The sequence below is a fragment of the Bradyrhizobium sp. 215_C5_N1_1 genome (assembly GCF_052075935.1).
Classification (GTDB): domain Bacteria; phylum Pseudomonadota; class Alphaproteobacteria; order Rhizobiales; family Xanthobacteraceae; genus Bradyrhizobium; species Bradyrhizobium barranii.
In genome coordinates, this window is sequence record NZ_CP197228.1 from 2,281,178 (window position 1) to 2,306,425 (window position 25,248).

18 protein-coding genes and 3 pseudogenes are annotated in these 25,248 nt (G+C 59.6%); 10 read left to right on the forward strand and 11 right to left on the reverse strand.

Features of this window, described 5'->3' with window-relative positions; all coding sequences use genetic code 11:
- Window positions 1-57: 57 nt before the first annotated feature.
- Together AB7G19_RS10695 and AB7G19_RS10700 are read left to right on the forward strand one after the other, a co-directional pair.
- A complete protein-coding gene (locus AB7G19_RS10695; RefSeq protein WP_441267797.1) occupies window positions 58-429 on the forward strand; it encodes a potassium channel family protein in 372 nt (123 codons plus the stop codon).
- Window positions 430-727: 298 nt separating this feature from the next.
- Window positions 728-2,332: an MASE4 domain-containing protein gene (locus AB7G19_RS10700; protein WP_259187929.1), complete on the forward strand. Its 1,605-nt coding sequence runs from the start codon at window positions 728-730 to the stop codon at window positions 2,330-2,332.
- A 218-nt stretch (window positions 2,333-2,550) separates the two neighbouring features.
- Here AB7G19_RS10700 and AB7G19_RS10705 read toward each other — a convergent pair whose 3' ends face one another.
- Both AB7G19_RS10705 and AB7G19_RS10710 read right to left on the reverse strand, forming a co-directional pair.
- On the reverse strand, window positions 2,551-2,931 hold the full coding sequence (locus AB7G19_RS10705; protein ID WP_155256205.1) for a hypothetical protein: 381 nt from the start codon (window positions 2,929-2,931) through the stop codon (window positions 2,551-2,553).
- A 26-nt stretch (window positions 2,932-2,957) separates the two neighbouring features.
- Window positions 2,958-3,389 (reverse strand): hypothetical protein, encoded by a 432-nt coding sequence (locus AB7G19_RS10710; RefSeq protein WP_354248909.1) that lies wholly within the window; start codon window positions 3,387-3,389, stop codon window positions 2,958-2,960.
- A 1,530-nt stretch (window positions 3,390-4,919) separates the two neighbouring features.
- Here AB7G19_RS10710 and AB7G19_RS10715 point away from each other — a divergent pair.
- Entirely contained in the window at window positions 4,920-6,479 is a 1,560-nt protein-coding gene (locus AB7G19_RS10715) for a hypothetical protein (protein WP_441267798.1), read from the forward strand.
- On the opposite strand, the pseudogene AB7G19_RS10720 reads toward AB7G19_RS10715, so the two are convergent.
- Window positions 6,477-6,695: pseudogene (locus AB7G19_RS10720) on the reverse strand (hypothetical protein); the annotation flags it as partial. The gene AB7G19_RS10715 and the pseudogene AB7G19_RS10720 sit on opposite strands and share 3 nt — an antisense overlap.
- An 836-nt stretch (window positions 6,696-7,531) precedes the next feature.
- Here AB7G19_RS10720 and AB7G19_RS10725 point away from each other — a divergent pair.
- Complete coding sequence (locus tag AB7G19_RS10725) at window positions 7,532-7,762, forward strand: DUF6894 family protein (protein WP_049826547.1); 231 nt, start codon at window positions 7,532-7,534, stop codon at window positions 7,760-7,762.
- Window positions 7,763-10,323: 2,561 nt separating this feature from the next.
- Here AB7G19_RS10725 and AB7G19_RS10730 read toward each other — a convergent pair.
- The 4 genes from AB7G19_RS10730 to AB7G19_RS10745 all read right to left on the reverse strand — a co-directional run bounded on the left by AB7G19_RS10730 (window position 10,324) and on the right by AB7G19_RS10745 (window position 13,011).
- The gene (locus AB7G19_RS10730; RefSeq protein WP_028160558.1) at window positions 10,324-10,587 is read right to left on the reverse strand and encodes a hypothetical protein; all 264 of its coding nucleotides are present in this window, start codon (window positions 10,585-10,587) and stop codon (window positions 10,324-10,326) included.
- A gap of 1,160 nt (window positions 10,588-11,747) precedes the next feature.
- On the reverse strand, window positions 11,748-12,278 hold the full coding sequence (locus AB7G19_RS10735; RefSeq protein ID WP_245285773.1) for a septal ring lytic transglycosylase RlpA family protein: 531 nt from the start codon (window positions 12,276-12,278) through the stop codon (window positions 11,748-11,750).
- A 235-nt stretch (window positions 12,279-12,513) separates the two neighbouring features.
- Window positions 12,514-12,720: a hypothetical protein gene (locus tag AB7G19_RS10740; RefSeq protein WP_028160560.1), complete on the reverse strand. Its 207-nt coding sequence runs from the start codon at window positions 12,718-12,720 to the stop codon at window positions 12,514-12,516.
- A gap of 81 nt (window positions 12,721-12,801) precedes the next feature.
- Window positions 12,802-13,011: a hypothetical protein gene (locus AB7G19_RS10745; protein WP_028160561.1), complete on the reverse strand. Its 210-nt coding sequence runs from the start codon at window positions 13,009-13,011 to the stop codon at window positions 12,802-12,804.
- Window positions 13,012-13,181: 170 nt separating this feature from the next.
- On the opposite strand from AB7G19_RS10745, the gene AB7G19_RS10750 reads away from it, so the two are divergent.
- Together AB7G19_RS10750 and AB7G19_RS10755 are read left to right on the forward strand one after the other, a co-directional pair.
- Complete coding sequence (locus AB7G19_RS10750; protein ID WP_245285774.1) at window positions 13,182-13,418, forward strand: hypothetical protein; 237 nt, start codon at window positions 13,182-13,184, stop codon at window positions 13,416-13,418.
- A gap of 54 nt (window positions 13,419-13,472) precedes the next feature.
- Window positions 13,473-13,649 (forward strand): DUF2934 domain-containing protein, encoded by a 177-nt coding sequence (locus tag AB7G19_RS10755; protein WP_080669714.1) that lies wholly within the window; start codon window positions 13,473-13,475, stop codon window positions 13,647-13,649.
- Window positions 13,650-14,481: 832 nt separating this feature from the next.
- Here the strand turns inward: AB7G19_RS10755 and AB7G19_RS10760 are convergent.
- The gene (locus AB7G19_RS10760) at window positions 14,482-14,736 is read right to left on the reverse strand and encodes a hypothetical protein (RefSeq protein ID WP_354249149.1); all 255 of its coding nucleotides are present in this window, start codon (window positions 14,734-14,736) and stop codon (window positions 14,482-14,484) included.
- Between the two features lie 187 nt (window positions 14,737-14,923).
- On the opposite strand from AB7G19_RS10760, the pseudogene AB7G19_RS10765 reads away from it, so the two are divergent.
- Window positions 14,924-15,059: pseudogene (locus tag AB7G19_RS10765) on the forward strand (MFS transporter); the annotation flags it as partial.
- A gap of 890 nt (window positions 15,060-15,949) precedes the next feature.
- Here AB7G19_RS10765 and AB7G19_RS10770 read toward each other — a convergent pair.
- Both AB7G19_RS10770 and AB7G19_RS10775 read right to left on the reverse strand, forming a co-directional pair.
- On the reverse strand, window positions 15,950-16,111 hold the full coding sequence (locus AB7G19_RS10770) for a DUF2934 domain-containing protein (protein ID WP_354242035.1): 162 nt from the start codon (window positions 16,109-16,111) through the stop codon (window positions 15,950-15,952).
- Window positions 16,112-17,105: 994 nt separating this feature from the next.
- A complete protein-coding gene (locus AB7G19_RS10775) occupies window positions 17,106-18,224 on the reverse strand; it encodes an NAD(P)/FAD-dependent oxidoreductase (protein WP_354242066.1) in 1,119 nt (372 codons plus the stop codon).
- 393 nt (window positions 18,225-18,617) lie between these two features.
- Here AB7G19_RS10775 and AB7G19_RS10780 point away from each other — a divergent pair.
- Window positions 18,618-19,508, forward strand: a pseudogene (locus AB7G19_RS10780) (SDR family oxidoreductase).
- Between the two features lie 118 nt (window positions 19,509-19,626).
- On the forward strand, window positions 19,627-20,184 hold the full coding sequence (locus AB7G19_RS10785; protein ID WP_441268820.1) for a phosphatase PAP2 family protein: 558 nt from the start codon (window positions 19,627-19,629) through the stop codon (window positions 20,182-20,184).
- Here AB7G19_RS10785 and AB7G19_RS10790 read toward each other — a convergent pair.
- A complete protein-coding gene (locus AB7G19_RS10790; RefSeq protein WP_441267799.1) occupies window positions 20,165-20,500 on the reverse strand; it encodes a hypothetical protein in 336 nt (111 codons plus the stop codon). The two genes, AB7G19_RS10785 and AB7G19_RS10790, sit on opposite strands and share 20 nt — an antisense overlap.
- Before the next feature lie 1,155 nt (window positions 20,501-21,655).
- On the opposite strand from AB7G19_RS10790, the gene AB7G19_RS10795 reads away from it, so the two are divergent.
- Complete coding sequence (locus AB7G19_RS10795) at window positions 21,656-25,234, forward strand: response regulator (protein WP_441267800.1); 3,579 nt, start codon at window positions 21,656-21,658, stop codon at window positions 25,232-25,234.
- Window positions 25,235-25,248 lie beyond the last annotated feature (14 nt).

A 25,248-nucleotide genomic window follows, 5' to 3' on the forward strand; every position in this document is an offset into this window, starting at 1 on the left:
ATCCGTTGATGAGCTGCGCCACTTCTGCAGCGCGGCATTTGCGGAGATCGCCCCGACATGAACCGACCAACACCGAAAACGTTGCAGCGGCGCTTTTTCTTGGCGCTTGGTCATGCCATTCACGTGACGTGGCCGGTGTTGTCGGCAATTCTGGCGATTCAGCTTGCCCTGGGCTTGCTGACTGGTTTTGTTGAGGGCTGGTCTCTCGGGGATGCAGTCTATTTTACTTTCATTACCGGCCTTACAATTGGTTACGGTGATCTCGTCCCGAGGCAGACGTTGACGCGCGCACTTGCGATAGGAATTGGCTTCCTCGGGCTCTTTGTCACGGGTCTCATAGCGGCAATTGCGGTCTACGCCATGCACTCTGCGCTCACCATGCCGGGAACGGAGGCGAGTGATCCTGATATCGATGAGGTGATCAAGTAAGAGTGCCGTTTGCTGCATTGGATGAGTCAGCCCTTGGCCCATCAGCGAAGTGGCGACACCTTTCATTGAGGTCCGCTTGGTGGAGTAGAGCGGACTGACTTTGCTCACTCTGAGTTCTTCGCATTTTGACCCGAAGCGGACCTTTAAGTGCCGCCCGGTCCGGACTAGCAGCAGGCGAAACCCTGCAAGCGCGTCTTCGGCAAGTTGAAAACATCGTCTCGAAAACATACGCTCCGTCCAGACGAAACTCAGGGCAGCTTCGTGCCGCGCGTTCCAGCCGCTAGGAAGATTCGCTCCGATGATGAAGCCCGCCGTCATTATCCCGGAGGATCAGTCTTTCGCCCTTGCGACCTTACCGCCCGGCCGGGCGCAGAAACGGCTTGCCCTTGCGGTCATGCTCGCTTTCCTGGGCGTCGTCTTAATCTTGGCAGGGGCGCTCTCGAACGTCCAGCTGGCGCGGATCGATAGCTTCGTCCCGGCCTACGGCACGGCGATGTTCGTGAATGACATGATCACCGCGGTCCTGCTGTTCAACCAGTTCGCCACCCTGCGTTCGAGTGCCCTCCTCGCAATCTCAACCGGGTATCTCTTCACGGGGCTCATGCTTGTCCCCTGGATGCTGGTCTTTCCAGGGGCGTTCGCGCCAGTTGGCCTGCTTGGCGCGGGGCTACAGAGCACGGATTGGCTCAACGCTCTGAGGTACGCCGGTTTTCCTACGTTCGTCATCGCATATACCCTTTTGAAGGTTGCCGATCCGCCCAAGCGATTGTGGGAGGGCTCAGTGGGCGCGACGATTCTTTCGAGTGTTGCGATGACGTCAGCCGTTGTGTGTGCCGTGACAGTTCTTGTCACAGTGGGTGAGGCATACTTGCCCCGCATCATGCTCGACCCGGTCCATTTTTCTACCCTCGCGCTCTATATTGCCAGTTGTCTAATCCTGTGGAACGCAGTTGCGCTCACTTTGCTCTGGATGCGCCAGCGTTCGGTGCTCGATCTGTGGCTGATGGTGGTTGTTTGCGCATATGCATTTGAGATCTATCTGGTCTCGTTTCCCGGTTTTGCCCGGTTCAGCGCCGGCTGGTATGCTGGCCGGGTCTTCGGGTTCGTGTCCAGCATTCTTGTACTCTTTGTCCTGCTGTATGAGATAACGACGCTTCACGCGCAGCTGCTCGGCGCGGTCCTGGCGCAACGTCGCGAACGTGAGGCGCGGCTGATGACCGGCGACGCCGTCTCGGCTTCAATTGCCCACGAAATCAAACAGCCATTAACGGCGATCATAGCCAGTGCCAACGCGGGATTGCACTGGCTTGATCGTGTCGAGCCTGACCTCGATAGTGCCAGGAATGCATTTCGGCGCGTCGTGACCACCGGACACCGTGCGGACGCCGTGATCGAAAATATCCGGGTGCATTTCAAGACGGGTGCACGGACCCGGACTTCGCTCGATATCGACGATGTCATCCAGGAAGCTCTGGCCGTCGTCCGTGACCAATTGCGGAGACATCGGGTCGCCGTTCAAGCCGACGTTAACAAACGGCTGCCGCGGATAAGAGGCGAACAGGTTCAGCTCCAGCAAGTGCTGGTGAATTTGATTACGAACGCAATTGACTCCATGGCCACGAAGAATGGGGAGCGGGTCCTATCCATAAGGTCTGAAGTCCATCACTCCAGATACGTGATGGTATCGGTAGAAGACACGGGGGAAGGTCTAGAGCCCGGCGGCGCCGTGGATCGGATATTCAACCCGATGTTCACGACCAAAACGGATGGCATGGGCATGGGGCTGTCAATCTGCCGGTCGATCATCGAGGCGCATGAAGGACAAGTATGGGTGACCGCCGATAAAGGCCGCGGCGCCATTTTTCACTTCACGGTTCCGGTAGACTCGGACAGCCCATCCTAGTAGCCGCCTGAGTCCGACTTTGGCCCTTAGCGTCGAAGCGTACCCATCACTTCGGCGTCGGCTGTTCGGGGAAGACCGGACATGGATGCAGGTATGCCAAACCGACGCGAATTGCACTAAGCCGCTGTCGCGGTAGAGCACGACGGCTCGATATCCGCGAGTAGGGAAGTGGCTCCGCTGCCCGGCGACAGATCGGCCCGGGTGGGCTCTGCCAGCAATTAGCTGCGCATGGCGGCGCGGAAACCGACGAAGCTCAACGCGCCCGCCACGGTGACGGCAATCCAGCTCACCCAAAACGGCACATCGACGCCATTCAAGGTGACGGACCATCCATCACAATCCGGATCAACTGCAAAAGCGCGCTCAAGGCAAAGATGGCGGCGGCGAGCGTGCAAAAGGTTCTTATGGTCATTGCCCGTCTCCGACGGCACACGAGGACGTGGCTCGCCCCCGCAGCCAAAATGGGGAGGGGCCGGCGCGGCGGCCGCATTCTCAATGTGTCGCACAATCGCCGTTTCGCGACGCCGCGAGTCGGGATCACTTCCGCCTTTGGCATAAATGCGAAGTGCAGCGATGTCCGCGGTTACTGTGAGCGGCACTTCGTCCCCACAATCCGCGGGCAGTGTTACTGCGCCAGAAATCTATATGCGACAATCAGAGCCACCATGCTCGCGAAAATCAGCAGTGCTGGAAGGGGTTCTCGGATCATTGGCTTCGTCGAATGCAGTGCAGCCGATAGACCGGGCTGATTAGGCCGTTTCTTGAGCCGCACGACTTTGCCCTCTGTCATTGGTGTGCGAGCCTTTGGTTCCGGGGGCGCGCCCACGCCTCCCATCTCGCTGTAATAAGCGCTGTAGACCTCGCGAACGGCTAGGGCCGTGGACTCGGCCTCGCTCATTGTCTCGAGCCGGGTTCGATAGTTAGTCAGAAAGCTTTGGGCGCTGGACGGCAGGTCATCGAAACCACCGAGCTTGGCCATCATGAGCCAGGTGGCAAAATCCGCTTCAGCCTTCGTGCGCGCTTTCTTGGCGATACTAGCTTTGGAGCTAGAGGACATGGTGGTCCGATTGGTTTGAACCCGGCCGCGAAGCTGTTCATTGACACCATCCGCGCGGCGGGAAAGGCAATTGGCAATCCAGTCACAGTAATGACGGCGCGGGAGAGTTCAAACGCGAATCTTACCAACTAGTCGGCTCCTGGCCCAGGTTGAAGCGGACTGAGCAGGCTAGCTTAGGGTAGGACTCACCTCCGCTGATGCCCCAACGGCAGTAGCTCTGCAACGCACATACGAACAGTAAACGCGGAAAGCAGCGCCTGCAGGCCGATCCATTAACGTTTGCGGATATCCACTCCTTCGCACCCTGGCCGCATTCTTCCGCACGTGCAAAGGGATATGGCAACTGATCGGCCAAATCCCCAGCTCATCCACGGTCGTAAGCCACGGTCCGAGTGCCGCGGCGAAAGAGATTTGGCAGGCTGCTGCACTTCGCAGCTGCGGCTGCTTCGGACCCGGACTAGTCACGAACACAATGAATCCGCGCCGCCAGTTTTGAGCCGTATGGCCGCCCATGTCGGCGCGAAGGGTCGAGGGGGTGGGGGCGATACACCGGGAGTTTTCGATGTCCGGTTATTTGAGATTTTGCTTCGCTGGTTTTGCTCTCGCTGGAATTCTTTCAACGATGCCCGCGTCCTCCGACCCTCTTGACGACTTGTTCAATATCGCTCCGCGCGCACGTGCTCCGACCTATCCGGCGCGAGCGGAATGCTTGGCGCGGCCCGGCGACTCGGTCCCCGATGGCCAGCATTGGGTCTATCGAGTCGATGGTTGCCGCAAATGTTGGTTCCTGGCTGAGGGCATTGCGACGGTGAAGAAGCCCGTTCGTTCTCGCATAGCTAAAGATCCCGTGGCTAGTCGTAAGCGGAGCCCGGTCGTTGACGCGCGCGCAGAGTTGCTGCGGCCCAGACCGGCCGAGCAGTCTCAGCCCCCTGTCCCTGAATTCAAAGTAGCTGAGGCTGCTTCCGAACTTGGAACGAGCACGACGGCCCCGATACCAGCGGTACCCGACCTGTATCGGCGTACCAACCAGCTCACGTCGGAGTTCTCCGTGCCGCCCCAAGTTGACGTAGAGAAGCTTCTTGCGGTTGCGAGTGACGCCGCTGCTGCCTCGATGCCCCCGGTTCTGCCGGTGGGCATGGGCCCTAGGGGGGCCGGCGATGAGGGGAGGGGCTGGGCGGTGACCTGGCTGGGCTTGCTGCTGATCGTCTTAGGAGTCGGCTCCGTATCGAGCTCAAGCCGTGCGCTACGCGAAGCCGTGCTGTTGCGCTATCGGGAATTGATGGGTCTCGGAGCCGCACCAGGAAGAGCAAGCTACGGCATGTAGTTGTCACGTGGCGAGATCTCGGCATGTCGCCGTGTGACCCAAAGCGGATCTAGCCGCCCATACCTCATCCCGGTTAGATGAAGCGAGACGCGACGTCTTCGGCCTCTAGGACGGGATGGCTTAAAGGATGTACCCACTTATAGTTGGTTCGCTGGCCTGACGAAACAGCCTAAGATTGTATTGGATGCAGCCGAGGAGGACTTCCGATGCGCAGGCAGCCTGTTCCGCTTACCCCGGGTGACCTGGTCAATCATCAATTCGGCACCGACGACAACCTGATAGGCACCCCAGGCGCACCGACCTCGTTCGGTGATGCTGGTGGCAGCATGTTCGACTTCTCGAAGGGAGGGAACGACACTTTCGATGAAATCGGACCTTCCAACTACACATTCTATGGGGACGTGGTCGGCAGTATTTTCGATTCTGCTCAGGGCGGCGATGACATTTTTAACGGACTCACCGCGACCAGTGTCACTGCCTACGGCGACGCGGGTGCCGACATGTCGGACCAAAGTAAGGGCGGCAACGATACCTTCTTGAGTGGTACCGGCAGACAGCAAATCAATACGTTCTTCGGCGACGCTGGCGGCACCATGTCGGGTCATGCTCAGGGCGGCGATGACAGTTTCATAACTCAGACGGTACAGGGCGGCACCCACACCTTTTACGGTGACGCGGGCGGCGACATGTCTGGCCATAGCAAGGGCGGGGACGACAGCTTTCAGGGCTCTAGGCAGGCTGGAAACATCTTTTTTGGTGATAGCGGAAGCAACATGTCCGGTCACGCCCAGGGCGGCGATGACTCATTCACCGCCAGAACGGACTCAGGCAACACATTCTACGGGGATGCCGGCGGTGACATGACCGGCCACAGCAAAGGTGGCAACGACACCTTCAACGGGGCCTTGTTCGCAACGCAGGTGTTCTACGGTGATGCCGGAGGCAACATGTCCGGCCATGCTGAGGGAGGCGACGACCGTTTCACGGGCTCCGGTGGGGCGATCATGTCAAAGACCTTCTATGGCGATGCCGGCGGTGACATCTCCGGCTTTGCCAAGGGTGGCAACGATACTTTCATAAACGAGGGCGGCTCCACGGTGTCTTTTTACGGGGACGCCGGCGCCACAATGTCCGGCCATGCGCAAGGCGGGAACGACCTTGCGACGTTGCTGGGTACCAAGAACTTCGCCGTTGGCGATGCTGTTACGATGCTCGACGCTACCAGCGGAGGTAATGACAGTCTCAGCGGCGGCGACAGTTCGGTGACGGATGTTGTGAACCAGCTCTATGGAGACGCGCAAGTCATGGGCGGGGCGACCCAAGGAGGCGATGATCTTATCTTCGGGGGCCACGCCGTTGACAGCGGCCGGGTCGACAACTTCTTATGGGGCGATGCGGCGCAAATTTCAGGTCGTGCTAAGGGCGGCAGCGATGTCCTATACGCGGGGACGGCTGGGCAAGGTTGCACAGTCAGCAATGAGATGTGGGGAGATGGTGAACTGAGCGGCAATGCTCATGGAGGTTCCGATACGTTTGTATTCAAGGACAATGGTCTAATGACTGTTGGAGCCAACAATCTCATCCAAGATTTCAGCCAATGCCAGGATGATAGGATCGCTTTCATTGACGTTGCGGGTGTGCACTCGTTTGGTGACCTTGTCATCACCCAGAGCGGAACTAGCACCATTATCATGGCGGGAGCTGATCAGGTAACGCTTGCAAACTTCACCGACTTGATGACGGCGAATGACTTTTTGTTTGTTTGAAGTCGCATCCCGCGACCACCCCTCGACGGCATTGAAAGATACAATTCGGAGCGGATAGGCGTACTGGCCGGACAGGAGATTTTGCAGAACGCCCTCGAGGTCAGTGTCAGCCTCATCCGTTTCCCGCCAGGCGCAACCGGCGCGCGCGCCGAAGTCTTCACGCACCAGATAGATGTCGCGGTCGAGGCGGTCGGCTGGCGAGATCGAGGAACGCATACGCTACTCCGATACTACAAAGGCGAAGAGAACGGCCCCGGCTCCGGAGGGATCAAGGGGGTAGGCCGAGTCCGCTCCGCCAACTCTGGCAGCGAGCCAGCGACGATTCAAATATTCGCCTGCTCTTGTCTTCCCCTTGAGATCCTTGTCCCGGAAGAAAAGGGCCCCAGCTCAAATGGCGATGAGCCGGGGCCTAGAGGTTACCTTCGGCGAGCCCGAGGGCGTCGGGAAAACTTGGCACTAGCCACGATGTTCCTGCGCGATGGCTTGCTGGCGCCCGTGGCCGGACTCGAACCGGCAACACACTGATTACAGGTCAGCCGCTCTACCACTGAGCTACAAGCGGCTGCAGCCAGGCAGGGGGAGTGCAAGCTGGGGACGTGGCTTGTCGGCCACACGTCCGACTAAACCGAGACGGTTTGTCGGGATTCGGACAGACGAGCCAGCGCCATTTATTCAGCCTGTCAGCCATTGAAGTGGTGTGATCGGCGGATCAGCCCGGCGGTCTCCTCCAAGGGCCGCCGGGTTTTTCCGGTTTGCCAGTGGCCAGGGGCTGACGCCGCTGAGTGAGTGGAGGCAAGTGGCTTGGATAAGGATCTTCATTTCAAAATTGCTGTCATCGCCCTTGGCGCGTTTACGACCGTCTTGGCTATCAGGCTGATATATCCTGTCTGAGGTGTTCCTTCGATGGCGGTGCTTGTTCAGTCGCATCGATGGAACCGTGACTCCAGGCTGCATATCCCGCATGCAGCACCACGTCTGCACCCAACCGTGCAGACAATCGGCAGCCGGGAAAAATAGGAACCCCCAGTACTTATGCCGGTTCTTTCCGCCGCATGCCCACCATCTATTTCGACATTCTCAGTGATGCCGACACGATCATCGACGACGAGGGCGTCGAATTGCCGGACACCTGCGTGGCCCCGCAGATGGCTCTGGAATTGCTAGGTCAGGCGATTTTGGATGGATCGCGCCGTGGCACTCCGGGCGTGACCAAAATCGAATTGCGAGATCAGAACGGGCCTTTTCTGCGCGTGTCAGCCGCGGTCGTGATCGAGCAACTATAGCGAGATCTCGGTGATCGCGCGCCCCTAAACGGACATTCATCAATGAGCGATTTTCTAAGTCATTCTTCAGCCGATATGTCCGTCTTTCCGAGACGGGACGACCTGCTTAGTAGGACTGAGCAAACCTCGCCGGTCAACGACCGTCGATGGACTGATGGCTATCTGTTGCCAGTCGTGTTCTTATCCGTCGCCGGCGCGGCCTCGGTTGTGTGGTTCGGCGCCATCGGATGGACCAGTTGGCGCCTGATCAACTGGGTGATTTCATAAGCCGTCCAGCAACGATAAGCCGCGCCGCCACCCGGCTGCGAGCCCTCGAATTCGTGACCGTTGCAGCCTGGCCACGAACGGCTCGGCTACGAACGTTGGGCTTATTCCCCGATTGAACAGCAAACATCATGGTCCGTGACCTTTTGCTCCTGCTCGCCGTTTCAATCGTGTTGAGCGCATTTATCTGGAGCATCTCGGAAATTCGAAAACAAGGTCTGGGCATCCGCGAGGTGAAGCATCACTTTCTTTGAATGCCGCTGCGGATTCTTTTCAACCGAGGTCTGAGTTCATCCGTATATGCGGACCGAACGCTGACGCGTCCGTCGCCCGGCGCCCACTTCAGCGCAGGCAGGCCAGTCTTAAATCTCCTGCGCGCACTCTCGTGCGCCCAGCACGTTCTGCATAGGGTCAGCGGAGGATGGCTGTCGGGGTAGCTCCGGACCTCTCCTGCGGAGTAGCGGCACTTGCCGCTGTCGCAATTTGGATTGTTGTTTGGATTCTTCACATGGGCCCCAGTCAAGTCGCGATCTGTCTAAAGTGAACGAAGATTGTGACGAGTGCATGCATGGGAAAAGCCTCAGCGCGCCGAAAAGGCGGCTCCAGCGGTAGGGTTGCGAGCGTGCTGGAGCCGCGCAGTCGCGATGTGCAAAGCGCTCTGGGACGAATTGGACTGGCCCGAAGCGTGATTCAAATGCTGTTCGAGCGCCAGCGTTCCTATTGAAGACGTGTTGGGCGGGATAGAACACATCTTACGCCCGCCTTAAAGATCGGGAACAACCGGAAATGCGCGCTGATTCAACTGCGCCGAACGACCGGCGATGTGCGAGGCCGTTTCGTTGTGTGGCGCTGAGAAAAGCAAAAACGCCGCCCACTTAAATATACCGCGGGCGGCGGCTTCCAGCCCGGAACGAATCAGCAAAATCCCGGATATCCACTAAGAGATGCGCGGCGAAAAGATTCAGCCGCACCACGGGGGTGTTTGTGGGGATGGCGGATTTGGAGCGGGGCTGGCCCCAAGATGGCGGGCGTCATTCGCGACTGCTCGCGGGCGCATAGCGCGTAGTCTTGGCAGCGATCTCAATGTTGTGGTTTTCGGCCTCTGCTGGAGTTTCGAATGGCACCGCTACGACTTCGCCGTTCGGTGCAATCATCACGGCAAGGTACGGGAGCCCCAGCTGGGGCGGATTGTAAACAACGAAAGTTATGCCTGACATTTTCATGTATCTCGCATCCGAGGTAACGGCTGAGCGCCATCTTCCATGCGAAGCGATCTCCCGCTATTGCCCACCGGCCGTATCCCTAGATCAAGGTGAAGGAACTCTTGCGAAGCTTTTCGTCGTGCGGGCGCCTATACAATTCCCAAAAAAGGGCCCCAGCTCAAATGGGGATGAGCCGGGGCCTAGAGGTTACCTTCGGCGAGCCCGAGGGCGTCGGGAAAACTTGGCAAAAACCACGATGTTCCTGGCTCGGCAGAATCCCCGCGGCGCAAAACGTCAACGGTGCAGGGGTAGCACCAGCTGGACCCCGATCGGCCGAGCGCGCGCTGTGTGAAACAGCCACACGCAGGGGAGATTTAGAACTTGGCTGGGAACGTCTATGTCGCGCCCGGCTTGTGTTATGCGGTGACGGTCTCGGTCCCACGAGACAGAAGCCTGTCCGGAAGCCCCAGCATCATTACGCCCCCCGGCCCGATGCTGGGGCCTCCACGGGCAGAGGATTCGAAGATGGGTCCCAATGCCAATACGGTTTTGGGCGTCCTGCTGGCGGCAGCCCTCCTGTACCTCATTTTTGTTCATTAGCCGGTTTCCGGGCTCAGTGGCCTAGTTTGAAATTGTCGCCTAATTTCGATAGCGTTCCTGCTTCGGAACGAGGCGGTGTTTTGGGCGGAGTCATGCGAGAGTTTCGCGCATACATAATCGATGATGAGGGGCACATAACGCTCCGAGTTGACCTTGAGGTACACGATGAGGCGGAGGCTAGGGAGCGAGCCAAATTGCTTGTAGACGGGTACACGGTAGAGCTTTGGGAAGGCGCAACCAGGCTCGATAGATTTGAGCCGATCAGCAGGCATTAAGGCAGGCCGCCTCAGTTGGCGGCCTCTTTCATGCTGCAGGTGGCGCGCGGCGCAAGAAGCGCAAGGATACAACTTCAGATTCGTTGTCGTCGGCCGACCGCCATGAAAGACTGACGGCATATTTCGCGTCTCGGAGGGAATACCCGATGCGCCTTGCATTGCCTTATGTGGGAATTGGTTTTTGCGCGCTTCTCTCGGGCTGGTTGTCCTTTACCCTGATCTATTGAGTGAGTAGGCCGCCCGAGCCTAGCAAGCGCACGTAAGTTCCGCTCTCGTGCATCTGGAGCCAGCCGCGCTCGATCGCGTGTTTGAGCCCGGCGCCGAATTCGCTGCCGCTGCCCTCCAGCTTGAACAAGAAGGGCGCGTTGATCCTCTCGATATAGATCCGGCCGTCCTGGACAGGGTCGACGCTCGCTGCGAGCTCGACGAGCTTGCGCGCGGCCGCTTCCGGGTCAGCATAGGGTCGTTCTTCGGTGTGCTTCATCGGCGTATCCCATTGGCCGCCCGCGCGGCGGTGATGTGTGCGCGGTGCTGGTAGCTCTCCGCCGGCTTCCAGCTGTCGAATGTGGTGCCGCAGACGCAGCGCATCAGCGTGCTCCGGATTTCGCTGTCGAGCTTCTCGCCCCGCGCCCGCTTGGCCGCAACCTCGGCCCGCCAGTCGCGATCGTGGCGCCATTCGGCGAAGGCATTGTCGGGAATGCTCGGCTGTAGTTCCGACCATGCGGTCTCGAAAGCCTCGCGCGCGGCTTCGAGTGGCGGCTATGCCACTCCGCCATGTGCCTGGCTCCATGCCGGGATAGAAACCGATCGACCAACCCCATTGATCAGCGTGCACGGGCACGCCGGCGCGCGCGCCGATGGTCCCGATACTATCGGTTGGCGTTCGATCCTGATGCTACCCAAGTGGATTGGGGGCCCGTCAATCGAATGCAAGCGAGCCACTTCACGCGCATTGACCCGAGATCCGTAAAGCTGCCCGAGGACCAGGCCGGTCTTTTGGATATGGCAGACGTAGCGGCTTACGCGCTGGGTCAGTCACTGCGCTATTCTGCAGAGCCTGAAGGTCGCAAGCACTGGCATCGGGCTTTTCCTGATCTCTTGCAAAAAATGGGCATGCGCACAGCCGAGTTTTCGTACCGACCACATGGATAGCGGCTACTAGGTCTCGCGAAACGCGCGTCGCGAACAAATGGTTGCCATGCGAAATGGAAAGCGTAGTCATTTCAATGACGGGAAAAATCCAGAGTTGCCAAAAAATTTCAGCAAAAACAAAGCTATACTTGCATCTGGGAGACTAGGGGTCGGAGGTTCAAATCCTCTCGCTCCGACCAAATTCATCAATAATTTCAAAGCCTTTTTCGGGCGGCCGGTTTACGTCGGTCCGCCCGTTTCCATCCGGTTTACAATCTTGTTCGCTGGCTGTTCGTGGCAGCGGCGGTTGGAAACTCGTGCGAACCGCGAGCGAGACTCGCGCTGCCCAGCGAGGGACGGCCCGGCTGTCGCCCGCCGAGCAGTTGATTTCCTTTTTTCCTATGACCCTTATCGAGCAACCCGCGCAGTCGGAGAAGGCGAAGCGTCAGCGATCCTCGTCACCTATCTATCTGCACAAGCGATCTGTCCGATACTCCTCGAGTGGTCGAATGTTCACAACACCTCCGCATGAACCTGAGCCACGCCACGATCCGTAATACCCAAGCTCCGCGCCGCGGCCAACGAAAGGTCGAGGACACGACCGCGGACGAACGGACCGCGGTCATTGACTATGACGATGACGCTTCGGCTTCCGTGGGTGACGCGCAACTTGGTACCGAAGGGCAGGCGGCGGTGCGCTGCTGTTAGCCGATTACGATCAAACGATGAACCGCTCGCTGTCTTGCCTTTGGCATAAGAATAGTAGGAGGCCGTGCCGGAGAAGACTCGATTCTGAGATTGAGCTCTTGAACGATCTTTCGAGGGCTCTTCCGAAGTCTGAGGTTGCGTTTGCTGTGTGGTCGAAGGTTGCGTTTGCGTTTCGTCCTTCTTTGTCTGGTCGCTTCCTTCAGGAGCTGGCTCCGCGTGAGCTCTTGGAATGATGGACCACCTGTCATCGAAGTTTTGTCCGACAGCAGGAGTTGAGTAGATCGCCATCCAAGCTGGGATTGTTGCAATCGCGATCATTCTACAAAGAACTTGCATGATCGGCCTCACGCACAAATGAAACTGATGGACAATGCGAACTCATCGGCCTGTGTTCCTGCACGCGCATCCACGTGCAGAACAAAGGTGAATGCATACCGATGGTCCGATGGGTGGTTCCAAGAGTGTTTAGACGCAGCGCACCAGGCAGCCATCGCTGCGACGCATCACGCCGTAGAAGCCGCAAAACTGAAGGCGCAGATCATATTCGCCTCCAGCAGCCGCTGCTTGGCTTCTACTCCGGTGGTGCAGTCTTTCGATCTCGAAATTGCATTGCATTGGCCGCCAGCACGCCACGTCTGGCGAGGTAGAGATCGATCACCTTCTGCGCCTTGTCGACGCTCCAGCATAGCGCCTCGGCGATCTCTGCGCCGGCCTCAGCGAGCAGCGTCGCGGCTGTGCCGCGGTTATCGTGGATATTGGCCAGCGCGCTTTGACGCATTCGGCGTTCTTGCCGTTGGCTGCGGCCTCGGCTTCGAAGGGCCGCACGTTCCTCCTCCTCGACGCCAAGAGCGGAGAGCGATCAACGGCGCGCCAATACATATCCAATCAGGAAGGCGATTCCGAGCGATGCGAGCGGAGCCTCGCGCGTTAGGTCGCTGACGATAGCCTTCCACTGGCCAGGCGGCTTGCCGTCGCCGAGCCCCTCGCGGACATCGCGTGCGACCTCGCGGACCGTTTCGTTGGCGGCAGCGAAAGTTGAGGTTTGGGTTTGGGATGGCGTGTCAGTCATGGCGTCCTCCTCGAGCGACAATGAACCGCGGAGAGCCTGGTTCCTCCAGAACTGAGGGGGTCTGCTGTGCCTGACGTGTGCGACAAGACGGCATGCTGTTCGTCTCACGCTTTAGGAACGAGGCAATAACACAACATATTGTCGGAGGAAATGGCCGGCGGAGCCTCGCAATGATCAGCGTGTCAAGGAAGGATCTGGAGCTGATAGCACTGCGGGAGATCCGGAGCTTTCCGGGGGGCGAATTAGTCATCGCGGTCGAAATCGAATGCGACGAAGGTTATCCGAACGACATGAATTGGCGTTTGGACGTTACTGCGGCCGATAACGCCGACATAGATCGCATCGAGTATGCCGCTCGGACGACAACCGCAAGGCTTAAGCGTCGATACGTTTTCCGGCGGCACTGAAGATCGATCGCGAGAACTTTTAGAGCAAGGTTTGCGCAATAGGAGGAGCGACCGATGCCAAACTTAAGTCAGGAAGACATTCGTATTCGTGCCTACGAGCTTTGGCGTGCAGCGGGCGAGCCAAACGGGGACATGGAGGCCTTCTGGTTTGAAGCCGAGAAACAGCTTCTGGCGGAACGGTCGCAAGCAGATGAACTTCCGCCCGGCATGACCGATAATTTGCCGGTATAAGAGCAATCAGGGCGCGTGGCGATTACGCCACGCGCCTTCGAGCAACGAGCCGTCAACGTTTGGCGGGCGGGCCGCTCTTGTTTCCCGGCAGACCTTTGACGTTGGATGAGTCCTGTTGCTGGGTCGACATGTTCTGACCCACGGTACCGGCGGGAGAGGGACCGCTTTCGCTACCAGGTGCTCCGGCAATTCCGGTCCCGGAATTCTGAGCGCTAGGCGCCGTCGCCGTGGAATCGGCGCGACCGGAGTTGCTGCCCGGCGCTTGCGCCGCGGAACCTGGCCTGTCCTGTTCACCGACGTAGCCCGACGCACCGGAGTTGTGAGTCTTGATGCCTTTATCGGCTTCGTTTTGCAGGTTTTGCGATGGCGAGCTCTGTTGAGCTATGACCGGCGTAAAGCCAGCGGCAAGAACGATCGCTGCAAGTGCGACAACGTGAGAAGGGCTCACTGGCTCCTATTTCTTTTTGATTCTTTGAAGGCCGATCGCATTCGCGCGCATTGCAAGAAGCGTTCGGGCCAACCTTCATTGATTGTGTCGCCCAAATCTGATCAGGGTGATGTTCTGTCCCGGTACCCAGCCGTGATCGTCACAGTTGATGCACGTCGTGGGGCTCACAATCGCTGGCCCAATCAGTAGGTTAGGTTGTTCAGCGGTTTTCCGCCTAGGCTGTGAGTGGATCACCTCCGGCTCTAATCCGAGTTCGGTCATGGGCGCATTTTAGCGGGGCCGACGAGGTGCGGTAACCCGGTGAGGCCTTACGGGTCGAGCGGCCCTTTCCAATCTGTAAAGTCGTATCGGCTCCACCATCTATGAAGGGACCGCCCGCACGCTTCACAATCGAAGCGTCCGTTTCCCACGACCGGCCACCGTGCCGATGTCTCTTGCCGAAATCCCCGGCGCGGAAGGCTCTGAAACATAGATTAGGGGCTCGGGCTGAGTTAGGCGTTGAAGCGCGGCCATCTCTTCAGACAGTCGTCGCGTGATGAACTGACCCTCGATATCCGACAATCTGGTCCCGAGCAGGCTGCGATAACGGGTGATGTTGTTGCGATGGGCACGCAAGCGGGCGAGGTTCTCGTCGATCATGGTCGTCGCTCTTGATCGTCTTCGATTATCCTTCAATTGCTGGGATCATCCCGCCAAAAAATTAGAATGACGGGGATCGGTGTCAAGTGTTTTGCGTTGCGAACTTCGTCGCCGAAAAAGGCAAGACGGTCTTCGTTAGCCTGGTTCAGGTATCAACGTCCTCCTACCTACATCTACTTCTGCTCTAGTGCTGTACGACGCGCTTGGCTCCTACACCATGGCTTGGCGCATCGCCGTGGCTCTCGGTCTTGCCAGCAACCAGGTTGCGTTCGCGGCTGATCCGGCCTTCGCAGCCGCCGTCGCCGATGCTGCGGACGGCGTAGGCGGGGCGGTGCTCACTAGCGTCAGCTTGTGAGCTTGCAGCGGACGCCGTGCTGCTTGGTCGTGATGGCCGCTTGCGAACCGGAACGGACATTCTGAGTGTTGAAAGTCGCGCCCCAAGAGTTTCACTAATTCGGCGGGTTGCAGGTATCAGCGCTGACAATGGCAATCGGCCTGACGCACAGTGTCTTCGTTCCATTCAATGAAGCCATCGGCATTCTTCGAAGGTGCGCGAAACAATTTCGCATCCCTGTAACTTGAGTTAATCGTGGGGCCTAATCGAAAGGTCGCGATATGGAACCGACCAGCAGAATATCGGACCACATCGATCATCAGACTGCCCGGTCGATCTGTGACGAGGTGGGTGACAGATTGCAGCAGAACTTATCTCTCGGAGCCTCGCCTCTGCCGCCGTACCTCGAACGTCTAGTCGATGAATTGCGCAAACAGGAACGTCATCCAATTGATGGCGTCGCAGCGCCCGCTAACCGTTTCCTTCATGCGACGCGACGGGTAGTCGCCGCCATCTGAGTGCGTAAAGAAGAAGCCGTCGCCGCGCTCAACCCGGCGGCGGCTTTTCCGCTAATCTTGTCGCTGAGGCATTCCAGGCTTTGGCCGCACCGGACGCTATCAGGACGCGCTTGTTCAGTGAACGGCCAAGCCGCGCTGCTTCCCCTGTTGGCCCTAAGCTGACATTTTTGGGACCGTTGGCGTGAGGTCGGCTTATGACCCAACTCGGACATTTGCGCGAGACGGGGGTGGCGGCGAATAAATGCGACGCGCGTACGTTCGAGTAACCCACCTCAGCGCATGGTCGGAGCATGCTCCCGCTTGGCTAACGCCAGAGCACGGTGAACCAAGATTGGAGCGCTGCCAAAGGGCGACAGCGGAATTAAATGTCGGCCCCCTTGTTGGGGGCACCACGCTCTTCTGCGCCCTGTAATTCCTTCTGCGCTTGGTCCCAGAACTCGTCTTGGCGTCCTTCGGGTTTGCCCGCCTGCTCCCACAGCTCAAACGCGCGTTTCCGTATCTGCTCCTCGGTTGGGTGGGCCATCACGAAACCTCCCAGAGCGCAGGTCCTGCTTTGGACAGGAGGCACAAACGGCAGCACCGCCGGGCCAATTTTATCCCAAAGAGCCAATTCGAGCTTCGGAGAGTCGTTCCTTGTTTTCAGGTATGCCGCCGCCCGATTTTCCTCGTCTCGCCACGTGCCTTGTCGGCCGGATCATCCGCCAAGGCCCATAGCAGCCGTATCCCGGCCGATGGCCCGAAGTCGGCTTCTGACCCCGGCAGACGTTTGCTGGGCTAACTTTTGTTCTGGCGTCGCTCTGGTTCCGGGTGCACACTGGTTCCCTCACCGCTCGGCACCGTGCTTTGATCGGTGATGAGAACGCCGGTTGCGCTCCCGCCCAATTCACGCAGGGAAAGGAGAGTGCCATGGGACGACGCCCACGATCCCACATTGACGACAATCTGAACGTGGAAAGAACCCGCATCATAGCGGAATTGGAAAATACGCCGCCAGGACCGCGGCGTGATCTCCTAGAACGCAAACTGCGGCAGCACGAAACCGCTTCTCATATAGACGGGTGGCTAACGTCGCCGGGCCTACAACCCCCGGAGGAATAAGGCCGTCTCAGGCCAACCGAGGAATCGATCAATGAATTCGACTCATCGAACGATTTGAAAACGCGAGTGTATGCATGAACGGAACACGCAGTAACTCAAAATACGGGCTTCAAGCATTGGACGGGCAGCAGAAACAAGGGCACCGCGCATATATTATGGGCCTCGACGGACATATCGAGCTTCGCATCGATCTATTGTGCGAGGACGAAATCGAAGCCAAGAAGCGCGCCAGATCCTTAGCTGACGGGTGCGACGTAGAACTATGGTGTCAAGATCGAAAGATTGCGGAATTCAAGAGTGAGTAAGGCCGCCTCAGTTGGCGGCCGCTTTCGTGCTCACCATCCTGCTACGTCACCTTCTGGCCCATCGCTTGCGTGAACGCGGTGCAGCCGGCCTGTCCTCACGCCCAGCTCTATTCTTCAGCCGACGATGTCACGGTCGATCGCAAAATCATCAAGTAGGAGTGAAGTGCCTCCCGAAAGCAGGGTGGCGATCAGCTCTGCCGCGAGAAAGCTGAATGTGATGCCATTCCCGCCGTAGCCGAAAGCAGCAAAGACATTCTTGCAACCAGGGACTCTCCCAATCAGGGGTAGCCCGTCACTGGTGGTATCGAAGGCGCCCGACCAGTTGAAGGCCACATCGCCGGATGCCTGCGGCCAAAGCGCTTTCAGATATGCCCTGAGCGCCTTCACCTTGTCCGGCGTCGCTGCATCGCGGGCGTGTGGCTGAATGAGCGTGTCATCATCCTCACCACCCACGATGATCCGGCCGTCCGTTGTCGTACGCGCATAATGATAGTTCTGAGACGCCTCCCAGATCAGTGCTTGCTCAGGCCAGAGATTGTGTGGCTGCGGGACCGTTGCGATCGCCCAACTGGACGCTGGTTTTTGGGCTCTGGGTCGCACAATGTCCGGCATCACATAACCGGTCGCAAGCACCACGTTGCGCGCCTCAACCGACAGTCCGGCCTCAAGACCGACAGTTACGCCTGATGCGCTGCCGTCAAACGCAATCGCATCGGCTTTGAGCAGACGAGCGCCGCGCTTGACAGAAATGCCGAGCAGGCCGCGCGTCAGTCGCACGGGATCGGCGTCGGCCGCATCGCTTGACAGGATCGCGGCAGCCCGGCCGACCGTGAAACGCTGCAGCAATCCGGCATAGTCGAGCAAGTGTGACGGCAAATCGGCGCGGGACCTGACTGCATACTCGTCGTTGATGAGTTTTGGACTATCGCCCACGGCAAGATAGAGCGAAAGACGCGGCCGCATCTCGCAGGGAATTCCATGATGCGCGACGAGCGACATCAATGCCCGCGTTGCACCGTGGCTCGCGCGATAGCAGCGAATTGCCTTTTCAAAACCGTAGAGCTGCGTGAGTTCGAGAAGCGGACGGTCGATTTCCCACAGCAGCATCGCCGTGCTTGCAACCGTGCTACCGAGGCTCGGCAGCTCACGATCGATCACCACCACTTGCCGGCCCTGCCGGGTCAGGCGTTCAGCGACCAGAGCGGCGGTGATGCCGGCGCCAACGATCAGCACATCGCAGCGGAAACTCTCGGTCACAGGCTTGATGTTCGGGGGTGGTAGATTGGCCCACGGCGAATATGGGCTTCGCAGGTCGTCCTGTTCGATGTTGTCATCTCTAAAGATAGGACGCTCCCACAAACGCTCGGGCACCGTAAGGGCAACTCATCAAAGGTTGTGGCGTTCCCTACGTGACGGCGCAGCTGAGGGATTGTGGACCCCAAATGGGATCCGGCGCCCTCGTTTAGCAACGATACTCCGCTCCGCTGGTTGAAACTGCAAAGTCGCGGAGCCCTTCATGGCACATCGAGACAAGACTTCCGTATCCGCCGGCAAATCGTCCGCGCGGCGAGCGCGACGCTCGCCGCGGCTTCGCTGGCATCTTCAACAGCGAAAGGAAACACTGATATGGCCGAGCAGGACCTGGTCGATCCCGTCACCCGCTATCCGAAGCCACCTTCAAGAAGCAGTCACAGCCCTGGCCCGGCCTCGCCGGCAAGATGGAGCCGCGTCCCGATCACGGCGAGTCCAGCTACAAGGGCTCCGGGCGGCTCGCCGGCCGCAAGGCGCTGATCACAGGCGGCGATTCCGGCATGGGCCGCGCGGCCGCGATCGCATATGCGCGCGAAGGCGCCGATGTCGCCATCAACTATCTGCCCGCGGAAGAGCCCGACGCACAGGAGGTCATCGCCCTGATCAAGAAGGAAGGCCGTACCGGCCTTGCGCTTCCCGGCGACCTCAAGGAGGAAGCCTTCTGCAAGAAGCTGGTCGAGCAGGCTATGCAGGGCCTCGGCGGTCTCGACATCATCGTCAACAACGCCGCTCGTCAACAGACGCGCACCTCCATCCTCGACGTCTCGTCGGAGGATTTCGACGCGACCAATGAAAACCAACATCTACGCACCGTTCTGGATCATCAAGGCAGCACTGCCGCATCTGAAGCCCGGCTCTTGCATCATCGGCACGACGTCCGAGCAGGCTTACGATCCCTCACCCGATCTCTACGATTACGCACAGACCAAGGCGGCGACCATGAACTACGTGAAGTCGCTGGCGAAGCAGCTCGCCTCGAAGGGCATTCGGGTCAACGGCGTTGCGCCGGGGCCGATCTGGACGCCGCTCCAGGTTTCGGGCGGCGCTACGATGGAGAAGCTCGAGAAGTTCGGCGGCATGACGCCGCTCGGCCGCCCAGGCCAGCCCGCTGAGCTCGCCTCGATCTATGTGCAGCTCGCCGCAGCGGATGCGAGTTATGCGACCGGCCAGGTTTATGGCTCGGCAGGCGGATCAGGACAGCCGTAATCGCTGAAGGCAGACGATTGAGCTCAGGAACCATCATCGGTCCTGAGTCTTACAAAACTGTCATGGAGAACATGTCGCCAGCTTTGGACCCCAGCTCGTAACTGTCAAACCTACACGGATCGATGTCGCGATCGCCGATGAGATCGCGGCTCACACCGACTACGAGGTCGAGGACGCTTCCAAGGCCCTCACTTGGGGCGCGGACGAGCATGTGCTGCTCGCACTGACGGCGGCAGGCTGGCTTTATGTCCAGCTCCGCAAGCCGCAGCAGGCCCCACTCGCAAATCACATTCTGACGGCCTCACTGGTGACGGCCGTACTACCGCATATCCTCAAATCCGCGTTCGACCAGACCAGACCTGATCGGCTGACAATCGTCGGCCACCGGCATGGCGTTCCCGTCTCCGGGCGGGCACGCGATGCCTTTCCATCCGGTCATGCCGTCCACATGGGTGCACTGGCGTCCGCAGCGGGTCTGCTGCCGCCAGCGCGGCGTCGCGCCGTGCGTGCTATCGCGGTCGCACTTTCGCTGACGCGGATCTCGCTGCTTGCGCATTGGGCAAGCGACGTCGTTGCCGGTTTTGCGCTTGGCGCCGCGGTCGAACGACTCGTGCGGCCTTGGACATTGGCGGGACGTCGCCGCGACCCGCGACGCCCTAGAATTGAAAGGGCGTGATCGATACTGAGAGCTTGCCGTCTGTCGCCTTCTGCACGGAAAACTCGATCTCTTTCGAGGCCTTCACATCACCCACCGTGACTGAAATCGCGCCGCTGCATTGCAAGGTGTGCTTCTGATTGCTCCTGGAGGTCGTCACGATCTTCTCGCCGAGAAGGTAGAGCGGCTTGTTATTCTCCAGGCTGACCTTGGCCGTGGAATTCCTGGCGGCGAATTCGACCAGCGGATTGCGATGATCGTCCGAAACGATATCGAGGATGGCCTTTCGCGTTTCCGGAAAATCGCATTCAGGCTTTCCGCGACGATTTGCAATCATCTCAACGTTGGCAACGTCCTATTAAAGTTCCGTAAAGCAGAACTAGAGAGGCAATCGCCCCTGATCTTCGGACCAATCAATAATCTCGAAGAACATGCCCCGACGAAGCATTTCGGTCTCTAGATTGGCGGCATGCTCCCGCCAATTAGACGTTTCGCGAACTTGGAAGCGCGGTTTCTCTCCGGCAGCCTTCTGAGCATCGTCCGACGCGAGAGCGCCGCGAACACTTTCATACATCATCGTGATGCTGTCGTTTGTGAAAGCTCGATAGTCCATCAGTCCAACAAAAATGCCGTCGCCGGGTTGAGTTCAGCGACGACTCCAGTGGGAGTTCGTTGATATCGACTATGCGCTAGTCGGGATAATGATGGGCTTTGGGGGTTAACGGGCCGTTTCCTGCCCAATATCGGAGAGCGGGACCCGGCGTACGCTCGCTGCCTCGCCCTGTGCTAAAGCCTAGGCTCCGCGCCAGGCGCCACACGCCTTCGCGAGAGCCACCAACGATCTGATCAGATACGTCTGGTGGCAGAATTGGCTGAGATCATCGAATGAGCCGCTCACCATGGTGGCAAGTTCACGCGCCGGACCATGCTCTGTTCACCAGCGACCCAACTCCAAACGCCGTTGCCGGTCTGCCGCTCCGTCCATCGTCTAGGACTATCTCGCGACCACCGGCCCGGCGAGGTCAAAGACCGCACGAGGGCCCTGCATGTCCTCGCCAATCTAGGAAGCTTGGGGCTGAGAAAGATCGGCGTGGCGCGCTCCAGACAAGCAGAACCTCAGTGTTTCGCTATTGCACTTTGTGCCGATACATTGAGGGCCTCGCGGCCATAAGTTACAGCCGTTGGAGGAGACAGCGCCCGGAGGTGGGCACGTTTCGCGGACCTTGCGCATCTTCAGCAGTCGTGGGGCACGCGGGAGCCGGGTATGGCCTGTCTTTTTTCCGCTTGATGCCACGAAAACCGAGTTTTGCGCGCCGAAGATCGGCGCCAGTGACGGCCGCATCGGGCTGCCCGTCCAACAGGCCCGAAGGAACCTGAATCCAGACAATCGGTTATCTCTCAGTTTTAGCATCACCGGTAGGATTGTATGCTTCGCCGGTAGGTTTCTTTTTTCGGGTATCGCTCGGTACTCTGAAACGGGGCGCGGCTGGTCATGGTGGATTATCGCAAAATCTTCGAAAGCTCTCCCGCGCTATTCCTTGTCCTCGGCGCCGACGAGACTTTCCCCATCCTGGACGCCAGCGATGCCTACCTTCGGGCCACTCACACGGAACGCGATGCGATCATAGGTCGCCCTCTGTTCGAAGTCTTCCCGGACAACCCCGAAGATCCGTCTGCGACCGGAATCACGAACCTTCGCGCGTCCCTCAAAAGAGTCCTTGCCGGGGGTCGACCAGATACGATGGCCGTACAGAGGTACGACGTCCGCGGACCGGGCGGCGACTTTGAGCAACGGCACTGGTCGCCCCTGAACTCTCCGGTGATCGGACCGGACGGGCGGGCTCAATACATCATGCACCGGGTCGAAGACGTCACCGACATCACCCGGGGCGACCGCGTGGCCGCGCTTGCAGACGAGACCATGCGGCTCGAAGTCATGCTGCGGGCGCAAGAGCTGCAGGAGGCCAACCGTCAACTGCGGGAGGTTACTGAGCAGTTCCAGGCAGTCTACGACCAGGGCCTGTTCGCCGCGCGCCTCCGCCTGGACGGGACGGTCCTCGACATCAATCGGTCGGCCCTCGAGGTTTGCGGCTTCCAGCGTGCGGACGTCCTCGACCGCCCGTTCTGGGAGTGCGGTTGGTGGAATCGGTCGCAGGAGGTGATGGCGTGGGTCCGTCACGCCGTCGAGCAGGCTATAGCCGGCGAGCCGTTCCGCGGCGAGTCGCTGTATTTTTGGGGTGACGGTTCGGAGCACATCGTTGACTTCGCCTGCATGCCGGTGCGGGACGCGTCCGGCCGCGTGGTCGTCGTCGTGCCGACGGGCATGGACGTCACGGAACGGGTCAGGGCCGAACAGAACCAGCGGGAGTTGGAGGCCGAACGCCGGCGAGCCGAGGCGCTCGCCGAGATCGACCGCGGCAAGACGCGGTTCTTCTCCAACATCAGCCATGAATTCCGCACGCCGTTGACCTTGATGCTTGGGTCGCTCGAAGAGATGAATCGCGAGTCTGGTGGAGCGACGATTCCGGCCGCGTACTTCGATCAGATGGACCTGGTCCACCGCAACGGCTTGCGCCTGCTCAAACTTGTCAACACGTTGCTCGACTTCTCGCGGATTGAGGCGGAGCGCGTGCAGGCCGTCTATGAGGCGACCGATCTCGCCGAGATGACGGCGCATCTTGCCAGCGAATTCCGCTCGGCGATCGAGAAGGCTGGTCTGACACTGGTCGTCGATTGCCCGCCGCTTTCGGACACCGCCTTCGTCGACCGGGAAATGTGGGAGAAGATCGTCCTCAATCTCCTGTCCAATGCCTTCAAATTCACATTCGAAGGTACGATCGAGGTGTCCCTGCGACAGGCAGACGAGCAGTTCGAGCTCGTCGTCGCCGATACCGGCACCGGCATTTCGACCGCTGAGCTGCCTCGGCTGTTCGAGCGCTTCCACCGCGTGGAGGGTGCGAGGGGCAGGACCTACGAAGGTTCGGGCATCGGGCTTGCGCTTGTGCAGGAGCTTGCGAGGCTACACGGCGGCGAGGTCACCGCCGAAAGCGAACTTGGCAAAGGCTCGACATTCCGGGTGACGATACCCAACGGCACCGCTCATTTGCCACAACGGCAGATCGGCGGCGTCCGCACGCAAGCCTCGACGGGCCTGAGCGCGAGGCCGTTCGTTGAAGAGGCGCTGCGCTGGCTTCCCGATACCTCGGCCGTGCCTGACGAGATCATCGAGGTCGCGTTGCCCGTGGAACAGGCTGCTGCGCCTCAAGCGCAACGGCCGCTCGTTTTGCTGGCGGACGACAACGCCGACATGCGCGAATATCTGACGCGCATTCTCGGCGAGCATTACCGCGTCCACGCGGTGCCGGACGGTGAGGCGGCCTTGGAAGCAATCTCCCGAAAACTGCCCGATCTCCTGCTCAGTGACGTGATGATGCCGCGGATTGGCGGGATGGAATTGCTGATGCGGCTACGCGCAGACCCCCGCACCAGGTCACTGCCAGTGATCCTGCTTTCAGCGCGCGCGGGCGAGCAGACCAAGGTCGAGGCCCTCGGTGCCGGCGCGGACGACTATATTGTGAAGCCGTTCACTGCGCGAGAACTGCTGGCGCGCGTAGACGCGCATCTGAAGATCGCAAGCGTGCGTGGCGAGGTGATGGAAAGCCTTCGTCAAAGCGAAGAACGGTACCGCGCCTTCGTCACCGCGACCTCGGACATTGTCTATCGCATGAGTCCAGACTGGAGCGAGATGCGCAACCTCCAGGGCAAGGACTCCGTCCGCGATACGGAGAGCCCGAGCAAGACCTGGCTCGAAACGTACATTCATCCGGACGATCAGCCGCAGGTCTTGTCGGCCATCGACGAGGCGATCCGGACCAAGACACCGTTCGAGTTCGAGCATCAGGTCAAGCAGATCGACGGTACGTTGGGCTGGGTGCACTCGCGAGCCGTTCCGGTGTTCGACGAGGACGGCGAGATCGTCGAATGGTTCGGATCCGCGCGCGACGTCAGCGAGCGAAGGCGGCACGACGAGACGCAGCGCCTTCTGGTCAGCGAACTCAGCCACCGCGTGAAGAACATGCTCGCGGTCGTCCAGGCGATCGCCCAGCAGACGCTCCGGCGCGCGAAGGACCCGGCCGAGTTCGCGGTGAGTTTCGGCGGCCGCATTCAATCGCTTTCGAGTATGCACGGGCTCCTCAGTCAGTCCGGCTGGCAGCACGCGGATCTCCTCGACATTCTGCGCGATCAGCTTGCTGCGCACGATGCTTCTCGTGTGGTAGCTTCTGGTCCCCCGGTACGGCTTGGGCCGCAGGTCGCGTTGCACGTGGCACTGATGCTGCACGAACTCGGCACCAACTCGGTCAAGTACGGCGCCCTGTCGAAGCCCGAGGGTACTGTGTACGTGGGCTGGGCGGTGAACGACGACAAGCTGCGGCTGGAATGGCGCGAGCGAGGCGGGCCGCCGGTCAAATCGCCCCTCAAACGCGGCTTCGGAACCAACCTCATCGAACAGACCGCGAAGAGCGAGGGTGGAAGCTCTCACGTGTCCGCGGAGGCGGAGGGCTTACGCTGGGAGATCACGCTGCCTCTCAGCGCGGAAAAATCGATTGCGCCGGAAGAGCGCGGCCGGTCCACATCGTCAAGTCGTCCACGCAGCATGCGTCAGGCCGCACCAGCCGAACCGCTCAAAGGCAAGCGATTCCTGATCGTCGAGGACGAGCCCCTGATTGCGCTCGACATCGTCGCTGGTCTGGAAGGCGCCGGTGTGAACGTCGAGGGTCCCATCGGTTCGGTGAAGGACGCGCTTCGGGCGGTCGAGGAAGGTTCGTTCGACGGAGTGCTGCTTGATGCCAATTTGCGGGGAGAACCCGTAGACGAGATTGCTGCGGCGCTCACTCGGCGGAATGTCCCATTCGTGTTCGTGACGGGTTATGGGCGTCAGGCGTTGCCGGAAAGCTTCGCTCGGTCGATGGTGCTGACGAAGCCCTTTACGCAGGAACAGTTGCTTCAGACGGCCTCGCAACTCGTGGGGTCGGAACGCTCGGGCCTATACTTGCTCAAGGACCGCGGCTGACGCAGCGCTTCGTT